Here is a 9,908-nt window from a genome sequence, read left to right as displayed (position 1 = left end):
CTGGAAAAACAGGCAGCATAAGGTCAAATTGGAAACCCAAGACTCTCCCGGAAATTGGAGGGACCTCGGGTCTCAGGTCAAGAAGGATGAACGCGCAGAGCTGTTTCGCACCCGGCTGGCCGCCCGGCTGGCCCTGAGCGGCATGAGCCGCAGCGCGCTGGCGCGGGCCGCAGGCGTCGACCGCTCGACGATTGCGCAATTGCTGGCGGGCGACGACACGCGGCTGCCCAACGCCCATCTGGCAGCCGAATGCGCGAGTGCGCTCGGCGTCAGCGCCGACTGGCTGCTGGGCCTGTCGGACCGGCCGGAATCGGCAGCCGAGGTGCTGTCGGCGAGTTTCCGCATCGCAACCGCCCACCGGACGCCGGCGGATGAGCAGATCATCGCCTGGCATCAGGAAGCCCGCGGTCACAAGATCCGCCATGTGCCGGCAACCCTGCCCGACATCCTGAAGACCGAAGCGGTGCTGGAGTGGGAATATGCGGCGTTTCTCGACAAGACCCCGGAACAGGCCCGCGGCGCCATGCGCGAGACATTTGACTGGCTGCACGCACCGGGATCGGATTACGAGATCTGCGTCTCGATCGACAAGTTGCGGTCGCTGGCATACGGCGAAGGATACTGGGACGGCCTCGGCCGCGATGCCCGCGCCGAACAGATCGAGTTCATGGCGGACCGCTGCAGCCGGCTCTATCCCTCGCTCAGGCTGTATTTCTACGATGCCAGGAAGGTGTTTTCGGCGCCGGTGTCGATCTTCGGCCGTCTGCTGGCCGCGGTCTATGTCGGGCAATTCTATCTGGTCTATCGCGACAGCCGCCAGATCAGCGCGCTGACCGAACATTTCGACACGCTGGTGCGCGAATCCGAAGTCGAGGCGCGCAATGCCGGCAAGATCATCCGGGAGGTGTTTGCCCGGACTGCAAAATCCTGACCTTCCTCACCGGCTTTGCCGTTGTAACATCGAGGTCTGACGGGTACCGGGGTGGGGAGGTCCAATGCGGCGGCTCCTGCATGTCGCCGGGGTGCCGCAACGACCATTCATGAACCCGGCCGGCATCTCCTGCCGCGTCCATAACCCCGAGAGAAAGCAGCCTGTTGGATCCGATCCCCAATCCCCGCCCGGCGCGGCACGATGTCGACCGTGAAGCCATGCCGCCGGCTGCGATGCTGATGGCGCTGAGCACGTTTTTGTGTTTCGCCTTTCTCGATACCGTCGCCAAATATCTCGTCGGTGTCGGCTATGCGGCGATTTTCGTGGCCTGGTGCCGGTTTTTCAGCCACGCGCTGATTGCCTTTGTGGTGTTTCAGGGCTGGCGCCGCACCGAGCTGTACCGGATGCACAATGTTGGGCTGCAGGTCCTGCGCGGCTTGCTGCTGCCGGCAACCACGCTGTTCAATTTTCTCGCGCTGCGCGAGCTGCAACTGGCGCAAACCGTCAGCATCTTCCTCAGCGTGCCGATGCTCGTCACCGCGTTGGCCGGGCCGCTTCTGGGGGAGTGGGCCGGGCCGCGGCGCTGGGCGGCGATCATGGTGGGATTCGCCGGCGTGCTGATTGTGGTGCGCCCAGGGACCGAGGTGTTCTCGGCGGCGGTGATCTGGGCGATTCTGGCGGCCCTCACCCAGTCGGTCTACTCCATCGTCACCCGCAAGCTGGCGATGCAGGAAAGTCAGATCAGCCTGGTGTTTTACTCCTGCATCTTCGCTGCCGTGCTGATGGCGCCGCCGGCGTTGATCTATGGCCAGATGCCGGGATCGATGATCGAGCTTGCGCTGCTGGCCAGTCTCGGCCTGTTCGGCATGGGCGGGCATGGGCTGCTGGTCAAGGCCAGCCGGCTGGCCAGCGCATCGAAGGTGGCGCCGTTCGTCTACAGCCAGATCTTGTGGATGACGCTGCTTGGCTTGCTGGTTTTCGGCGACGTTCCGGATGGCTGGACCCTGGTCGGCGCCTCGATCATCTGCCTGAGCGGGTTCTACATCATGAACCGGGAGCGGCAGATCGCCCGCGCCGAGCGCAAGCTCGCCGCCCGGCGCTGCCCGGGATGATACCCATCAAGGTGGCGAAGTGTCCGTGGTGTTTTGGCGGCAGGCGTGCCGCATGATAAACGATGGGGAGACCTGGCGGGGCCTGGGCCGATGCGTCACTTGAGCGCCGCCTGAGCGTTTGAGGCCGCCTACATGAAACGGAGATGCGGATGATGGAGTTTTATTGGCCGACGACGCAGGGGGAGTGGCTGGCATGGTCTTCGGCGGTGATGACGATCCTGTTCGGTCTGCTGCTGCTGTTTGCTCCACGGCTTTGCTTGCGGATTTTGAGGCTTCAGACGGCACCGGATCATCCTGAAGCGCTGTCGGAGGCGCGCGGCACCATGGCCGGGTTCTATCTCGGCGTCGGCATCTGTGCGCTTCTGTTCGCCCAGCCGCTGATTTACCTGGCGCTGGGCGCCGGCTGGTTGTTTACCGCTTTCGGACGAATCATCTCGATGATGTCGGATCGCGGCGTGACGCTGTTCAATCTGGTGTCGGTCGTGATCGAGATCCTGCTTGCCGCAGCGCCTCTGCTCTACGGCCTGGGCTGGATATGAGCGGTTTCAGCCTGTCAGAGCTCATCGCAGTGCTGCGTACTTGCGTTCTTTCATCCTAAAGCAGGTGCGTTATGCTGCACCCGGCGTGTTGCGAGTCCTGACGCTCTATGCTAGACGGACCGCGCATTTCGGGAAAAACTGGTTTTCGAACTTGGGTCGCCTGAAATTTACCGTAACAGATTCAAATGCTTGCCATTCCGGCTTTCGGTCCTGTGCAGGTGCTTGAATGGCAATGAGAGACAATCCCGCCCGTGGCAGACAACTCACATCATATTTCCGGTGTCGCCGAACGGTATGCTTCCTCGCTTTACGAGCTGGCGGCTGACGCCAAGTCTATTGACGCCGTGGCGAAGGATCTCGACCGTTTTCAGACCATGATCGACGGCAGCGCTGATCTGCAGCGTCTCGTCAACAGCCCGGTTTTTTCCGCCGAGGATCAGTCGCGTTCAATCGTGGCGCTGATCGACAAGGCGGGCATAAAAGGTCTGGTCGGAAACTTCCTCAAGGTCGTTGCCAACAATCGCCGGCTTTTCGCTGTCCCCATGATCATCCGCTCCTACCATGAGACCGTGGCCCGCGAGCGTGACGAAATGACGGCCGATGTGACAACCGCACATGCGTTGTCCGCGGCTCAGGAAAAAGAACTCAAGGCCACGCTTTCCAGCGTGACCGGGAAAACCGTGACGCTGGACGTCACAGTCGATGCGTCGCTGCTGGGCGGTCTGATCGTCAAGGTTGGCTCACGCCAGGTTGACACATCGCTTCGCACTAAACTTTCCACCCTTAAGCATACACTGAAAGAGGTTGGCTGATGGACATCCGCGCCGCGGAAATTTCCGCAATTCTCAAAGACCAGATCAAGAATTTCGGCAAGGAAGCCGAAGTCTCCGAGGTCGGTCAGGTCTTGTCCGTCGGTGACGGTATTGCCCGCGTATACGGTCTCGACAATGTTCAGGCCGGCGAAATGGTCGAGTTCCCCGGCGGAATTCGCGGCATGGCGCTCAACCTTGAAGCCGACAATGTCGGCGTGGTGATCTTCGGTTCCGACCGGGACATCAAGGAAGGCGACATCGTCAAGCGGACCGGTGCCATCGTCGACGTGCCGGTGGGTCCGGAACTGCTGGGCCGCGTTGTCGACGCGCTCGGCAACCCGATCGACGGCAAGGGTCCGATCAAGGCCAAGACCCGCGCCCGTGTGGACGTCAAGGCGCCGGGCATCATGCCGCGCAAGTCGGTGCATGAGCCGATGGCCACCGGCCTGAAGTCGATTGATGCGCTGATCCCGATCGGCCGCGGCCAGCGCGAGCTGATCATCGGTGACCGTCAGACCGGCAAAACCGCGATCATTCTGGACACGATCCTCAACCAGAGATCGATTCACGAAAATGGCCCCGATAGCGAAAAGCTCTACTGCGTCTATGTCGCGGTTGGCCAGAAGCGCTCGACGGTGGCGCAGTTCGTCAAGGTTCTCGAAGACCGTGGCGCACTGCAATACTCGATCATCATCGCCGCCACCGCGTCTGACGCGGCGCCGATGCAGTTCCTGGCGCCATTCGCCGGCTGTGCGATGGGTGAATATTTCCGCGACAACGGCATGCACGCGCTGATCGCCTATGACGATCTGTCCAAGCAGGCCGTGGCCTACCGCCAGATTTCGCTGCTGCTGCGCCGCCCGCCAGGCCGTGAAGCCTATCCGGGTGACGTTTTCTATCTGCACTCGCGCCTGCTCGAGCGCTCCGCCAAGCTCAACGAAGCCAATGGCGGTGGCTCGCTGACAGCGTTGCCGGTGATCGAAACCCAGGCCAACGACGTCTCGGCCTATATTCCGACCAACGTGATTTCGATCACCGACGGTCAGATCTTCCTGGAAACCGATCTGTTCTTCCAGGGTATCCGCCCGGCGGTGAACGTCGGTCTGTCGGTGTCACGTGTGGGATCGGCGGCCCAGGTCAAGGCGATGAAGCAGGTTGCCGGTTCGATCAAGGGCGAGCTTGCGCAGTACCGCGAAATGGCGGCGTTCGCGCAGTTCGGTTCCGATCTGGATGCTGCGACCCAGCGGCTGCTCAACCGCGGTGCGCGTCTGACCGAGCTGCTCAAGCAGCCGCAGTTCTCGCCGCTCAAGACCGAAGAACAGGTGGCGGTGATCTTCGCCGGCGTGAACGGTTACCTCGACAAGGTTGCCGTCAATCAGGTCGGCAGGTTCGAACAGGGCCTGCTGGGCTATATGCGCAGCGAAGGCAAGGATGTGCTTGATACCATCCGCAAGGAAAAGGCTGTCAGCGACGATACCAAGTCGAAGCTGAAGGCCGCTATCGACACTTACGCAAAAACATTTGCTTAAGGGCAAGAGACCGAGGACGGACAACGGATGCCTTCACTTAAGGATCTGAAAAACCGGATCGCCTCCGTCAAGGCGACGCAGAAGATCACCAAGGCGATGCAGATGGTCGCCGCGGCAAAGCTTCGGCGTGCGCAGGAGGCGGCCGAGGCCGCACGGCCTTATTCACAACGCATGGCTTCGGTGATGAGCAACATCGCCGAGGCTGTCGGCAGCGGCGATGATACGCCGCGGCTGATGGCAGGTACCGGCAAGGACGACACGCATCTGCTGGTCGTCTGCACCGCAGAACGCGGCATGTGCGGCGGTTTCAACAGCCAGATCGCCCGCTTTGCCCGCGATCGGGTGCGCTCGCTTCTGGCCGAAGGCAAGACCGTCAAGATCTTGTGCGTCGGTAAGAAGGGCTATGACATCCTGCGTCGCGAATATGCAGCCCTGATCATCGACCGGGTGGATTTCCGCGAGGTCAAGCAGATGAGCTTTGGCCAGGCGGAAACGATCGCGGACAAGGTCATCGGGCTGTTCGAGGAAGGCGGCTTTGATGTTTGCACTCTGTTCTATTCGGAGTTCAAATCGGTCATCAGCCAGGTTCCGACGGCGCAGCAGTTGATCCCGGCTGCGGCTGGAGCGGCGAAAACCGATGCAAGCGCATCGGCGATCTACGACTACGAGCCAGATGCCGAGGAAATCCTCGCGGATTTGCTTCCGCGTTCGATCAAGGTGCAGATCTTCCGGGCGCTGCTCGAAAATGTTGCAGGTGAAATGGGTGCGAAAATGTCCGCCATGGACAACGCGACCCGCAATGCTGGTGAGATGATCGACAAGCTGTCGATGAGCTACAACCGCCAGCGGCAGGCTCAGATCACCAAGGAACTCATTGAAATCATTTCGGGCGCGGAAGCGCTCTAAGGTACACGGAAGAGGGTAAGATACATGGCTAAGGCAGCTACCCCGGCAACCAAGCCTGCAGCGGCGAAAAAACCCGCAGCAGCGAAGAAGCCTGCAGCAGCGCGCGCAACAAAGGCGAGCACGGCATCAGCCGCAGCGGCGAAAGCCGGTGCGACCGGCCGCATCACCCAGGTGATCGGCGCCGTTGTTGACGTAACGTTCGATGAAGGCATGCTTCCTGCGATCCTGAACGCGCTTGAAACCACCAATGTGGGCAACCGCCTGGTGCTCGAAGTCGCCCAGCATCTCGGTGAAAACGCTGTTCGCACCATCGCCATGGACTCGACCGAAGGTCTGGTTCGCGGTCAGGAAGTACAGGACACGGGTGAGCCGATTTCGGTTCCGGTTGGTGTCGAAACGCTCGGCCGCATCCTCAACGTGATCGGCGAGCCGGTCGACGAGGCCGGACCTGTGAAGACAAAGTCGCGCCGCGGTATTCACCAGGACGCCCCGGCGTTCAGTGAACAGTCCACCGAAGCCGAAATTCTGGTCACCGGCATCAAGGTGGTCGATTTGCTCGCACCTTACGCCCGTGGCGGCAAGATCGGCCTGTTCGGCGGCGCCGGCGTCGGCAAGACGGTTCTCATTCAGGAACTGATCAACAACATCGCCAAGGCGCATGGCGGCTATTCGGTGTTTGCCGGTGTTGGCGAACGCACACGCGAAGGCAACGATCTCTATCATGAGATGATCGAGTCCGGCGTGAACAAGGAAGGCGGCGGTGACGGCTCCAAATGTGCGCTCGTCTTCGGTCAGATGAACGAGCCTCCAGGTGCCCGTGCCCGTGTCGCCTTGACCGGTCTGACAATTGCGGAACAGTTCCGTGACGATGGCCAGGACGTGCTGTTCTTCGTGGACAACATTTTCCGCTTTACCCAGGCGGGTTCGGAAATGTCGGCGCTTCTGGGCCGTATTCCTTCCGCTGTGGGCTATCAGCCGACGCTGGCTACCGATATGGGCCAGATGCAGGAGCGGATCACGACCACCAACAAGGGCTCGATCACGTCCGTGCAGGCGGTTTACGTGCCGGCCGATGACTTGACCGACCCGGCGCCTGCTTCAACCTTTGCCCACCTGGATGCAACCACGGTGTTGAACCGCTCGATCGCGGAAAAGGGTATTTATCCTGCTGTGGACCCGCTTGATTCGAACTCGCGCATGCTTGATCCCATGATCATTGGCGAGGAGCATTACGAAGTTGCCCGTGCGGTCCAGGAAATCCTGCAGCGCTACAAGTCGCTTCAGGACATCATCGCCATTCTGGGCATGGACGAGCTGTCGGAAGAAGACAAGGTCACCGTGGCCCGCGCCCGTAAGGTCGAGCGCTTCCTGTCGCAGCCGTTCTTCGTGGCTGAAGTGTTTACCGGCGCGCCTGGCAAGCTGGTTGATCTGGCTGACACGATCAAGGGCTTCAAGGGCCTGGTCAACGGCGATTACGATCACCTCCCCGAGCCGGCTTTCTACATGGTCGGCACGATTGAGGAAGCTGTCGAGAAGGCTCAGCGCCTTGCGGCCGAAGTCGCCTAATCATGAACTTGCCCGCGCAACCCGGCTCCGGCCGGCTTGCGCGGCGCACTCGAACTGCACTGCGATAAAGTGAACGTTATGGCTGATAGCTTCGATTTTGAACTCGTATCTCCCGAGCGGTTGCTTTTGTCAGCAACCGTGACCGAAGTCGTGCTTCCGGGCGCCGACGGTGAAATGACGGTGATGGCGCATCACGCACCGACGATGACGACAATCAAGCCGGGTGTGGTCACCGTGGTGATGGCCGATGGCAAGAGTGATCGTTTTGTGGTGTTTGGCGGCTTTGCCGACATCGTGCCCGAAGGCTGCACGCTGCTGGCCGAATCCGCCGTTGCGGTCGCCGATATCGACCGGGCAAGCCTGGCCCAGCGGCTGCAGAATGCACGGGAAGATTTTGCCGATGCGACCACGGACGCCGGCAAGCAGAAGGCGCAGGAATATCTGGATCAATTGACCACGCTGGAAGCGGCGATTTAGTCCGCCCGGTTTCTTGCGTTCTCATCAGGCGGCCTGCGGGCCGCCTTTTTTGTGGGTCATCGAGCAAATCCGGTTCGACCCTCAAGAGGCAGGCTGCGGCGATGCGTTTGGACGCGGACAGCTTGCCGGCGAACGGGTCCGCCGCCGCCATCGGTCAGCAGCCGGTTATTGGCCGCGCAGACCGATCCGCATCATGAACGGCTACCGACAAGATGGGCGAAGGCTGACACAACCTGATCGTAGGCCTTGCGCTTGAAAGGGACGATCAGTCCGGGCAGATCCTGCATCTGCTTCCAATCCCATGCATCGAACTCGGGCTTGTGACCGCCCGGCGGCGGATTGATGCGGATTTCAGACTCATCGCCGGTGAAGCGAAGTGCGAACCAGCGCTGCCGCTGACCGCGATACTTGCCCTTCAGCCCGATGCCGATCAGGGCCGCGGGCAGATCGTAATCGATCCAGTCGGGCGCTTCGGCAAGCAGCTCGACGGAGCGAATGCCGGTCTCCTCATGGAGTTCGCGCAAGGCGGCCTGATACGGATCCTCGTCGGCGTCGATGCCTCCCTGCGGCATCTGCCAGAGCTGTGGCGAGCCATCATATTCGGTGTTGCCTTCGGCAATCCGGCGCCCGGCCCAGACAAGACCATCGGCATTGAGCACCATGACGCCGACGCATAACCGGTAGGGAAGGCTGGCGGCGTCTACGATGCGTTTGTCGCGGCTTGCCATTTTCGTTCCTGTCTATTTTTCCGGATCATCCGCAACCGCTGACGCGGATACGATCTCGATCCCCCGTGCCCTGGCCTCTTCCGACCAGGTGCGAATTGCATCTACGCTGACCTCGAAGGCCGACGCAACTCCAATGGCAACGCCATTTCGCCTGGCGATGCGTTCGAGATCATCGAGTTTGGCCAGAATGGAGCCGCGCTCCTGGACCGCGTCGAGCACCATGTCGGAAGCAGCAAAGGGAATGCCGAGAGTCTTGGCAAAGTGGTCAGTCAGCGATTGTGCCGAAGTGCCGTCATCCACAAACATGAGACCGCGTCCGGCGAGGTCGCGCATGATCGGTTCCAGCGCCTGGCTGTCTGCCAGAAAACGGCCGCCCATGAAATTGGTGATGCCGGTGTAGTTTGTAATCCGCGCCATTGCCGTATGCAGATCGTCCAGATTGCTCTGGGCCCCGGCGGCGACGGTCAATGTTCCGGTGCCGGGATCGTTGGCCGGATAGCCGAAGGGTTCAAACGGGATCTGCAGCAGAATTTCATGCCCGGCGCGGCGAGCCTCCTGCATCCAGCGCTGCAGGCTGTTGCCGTTGGCCGCAAAGGCAAGGGTAATCTCTTCGGGGAGCGTGGCAATGGCATGCTGGGTTCCGGTCTGGCTCAGTCCCAACCCGCCAACGATGATGACGACGCGGGCACCGCGCGCGCCCGACCAGGGCCGCGCGTAGATGTCAAAGGCACGTTCGTCATCTGCGCCGCGCACAGGCAGCGGCCCCAGTGGCGTCTCCTGGATAATCGCGGGATCGGGCAAATGCGCCAGACGCGGAGTCTGACCGACGCGGCCCGGTGGGGTGAGCAGGACCGGACGGCCATCGGGGCGCGTGACCGGCGTGATCTTGTTGATTTCCTCACCGTCGTCACCCAGGGTGGTGGCGATTTCGGCGCCGGACCGGCCGTGCAGGCTGTTGAGCGCCGCGTCCGGTGCCGGCGCAGCCGGTGTGCCGGCGACCGGGCCGGAGGACGCATCCGGCAAGACCGGATCAGCCGCGGCGATTTCGTCCGGTGTTGTGGCTTGCGGCAGGTCAAACCTGACCGCCGTCTCAATGGTCACGATACCGGCGCCGGACACCGCCACCCATGCCGCGCCGCCGATCACCAGACACAGGGTTGCGGCGACAAGCAGCGGTGCCGACCAGTCACGCTTCGACCCACCCGCCGGTTTGCGTCCCGGCTTCCGGTCTTGTCCCAGCGGTTGATGGATCTTGTCGCCCACGATCTTCCGTCCGAATCCGGCTCTATTGAATCAGTGCGCCGCCAG

General features: G+C 61.6%; 10 protein-coding genes. 8 read left to right on the top strand and 2 right to left on the bottom strand.

From position 1 onward, the window contains the following. The 8 genes from PZ897_RS13465 to PZ897_RS13430 all read left to right on the top strand — a co-directional run. The coding region (locus PZ897_RS13465; protein ID WP_343217461.1) for a helix-turn-helix transcriptional regulator at window positions 1-931 on the top strand (931 nt) is incomplete at its 5' end. A gap of 164 nt (window positions 932-1,095) precedes the next feature. Then, window positions 1,096-2,043 carry a DMT family transporter gene (locus PZ897_RS13460; RefSeq protein ID WP_275752880.1) on the top strand — a complete coding sequence of 316 codons (948 nt, stop codon included), beginning with the start codon at window positions 1,096-1,098 and terminating at the stop codon, window positions 2,041-2,043. Between the two features lie 152 nt (window positions 2,044-2,195). Next, entirely contained in the window at window positions 2,196-2,582 is a 387-nt protein-coding gene (locus tag PZ897_RS13455) for a DUF4345 family protein (RefSeq protein WP_275752890.1), read from the top strand. Window positions 2,583-2,833: 251 nt separating this feature from the next. Further along, window positions 2,834-3,394, top strand: coding sequence for a F0F1 ATP synthase subunit delta (locus tag PZ897_RS13450; RefSeq protein WP_343217460.1), 561 nt, complete (start codon window positions 2,834-2,836; stop codon window positions 3,392-3,394). After that, window positions 3,394-4,923 (top strand): F0F1 ATP synthase subunit alpha, encoded by a 1,530-nt coding sequence (gene atpA, locus PZ897_RS13445; RefSeq protein ID WP_275752879.1) that lies wholly within the window; start codon window positions 3,394-3,396, stop codon window positions 4,921-4,923. The genes PZ897_RS13450 and atpA overlap by 1 nt, the downstream gene beginning before the upstream one ends. 27 nt (window positions 4,924-4,950) lie before the next feature. Further along, window positions 4,951-5,829 carry a F0F1 ATP synthase subunit gamma gene (locus PZ897_RS13440; RefSeq protein ID WP_275752877.1) on the top strand — a complete coding sequence of 293 codons (879 nt, stop codon included), beginning with the start codon at window positions 4,951-4,953 and terminating at the stop codon, window positions 5,827-5,829. Window positions 5,830-5,853: 24 nt separating this feature from the next. Beyond that, window positions 5,854-7,395: a F0F1 ATP synthase subunit beta gene (atpD, locus tag PZ897_RS13435; protein ID WP_275752876.1), complete on the top strand. Its 1,542-nt coding sequence runs from the start codon at window positions 5,854-5,856 to the stop codon at window positions 7,393-7,395. 78 nt (window positions 7,396-7,473) lie between these two features. Further along, window positions 7,474-7,872: a F0F1 ATP synthase subunit epsilon gene (locus tag PZ897_RS13430; RefSeq protein ID WP_275752874.1), complete on the top strand. Its 399-nt coding sequence runs from the start codon at window positions 7,474-7,476 to the stop codon at window positions 7,870-7,872. 191 nt (window positions 7,873-8,063) lie between these two features. Here the strand turns inward: PZ897_RS13430 and PZ897_RS13425 are convergent, their stop codons facing one another. Together PZ897_RS13425 and PZ897_RS13420 are read right to left on the bottom strand one after the other, a co-directional pair. Next, window positions 8,064-8,600: an RNA pyrophosphohydrolase gene (locus tag PZ897_RS13425; protein WP_275752872.1), complete on the bottom strand. Its 537-nt coding sequence runs from the start codon at window positions 8,598-8,600 to the stop codon at window positions 8,064-8,066. A 12-nt stretch (window positions 8,601-8,612) separates the two neighbouring features. Beyond that, window positions 8,613-9,863, bottom strand: coding sequence for a divergent polysaccharide deacetylase family protein (locus tag PZ897_RS13420; protein WP_275752870.1), 1,251 nt, complete (start codon window positions 9,861-9,863; stop codon window positions 8,613-8,615). Between the last annotated feature and the right edge of the window lie 45 nt (window positions 9,864-9,908).

The organism is Hoeflea sp. YIM 152468 (assembly GCF_029210485.1).
Taxonomy (GTDB): Bacteria; Pseudomonadota; Alphaproteobacteria; order Rhizobiales; family Rhizobiaceae; genus Hoeflea.
The sequence above is the reverse complement of the archived record's forward strand: the minus strand, read 5'-3'. Positions and strand labels throughout refer to the sequence as shown.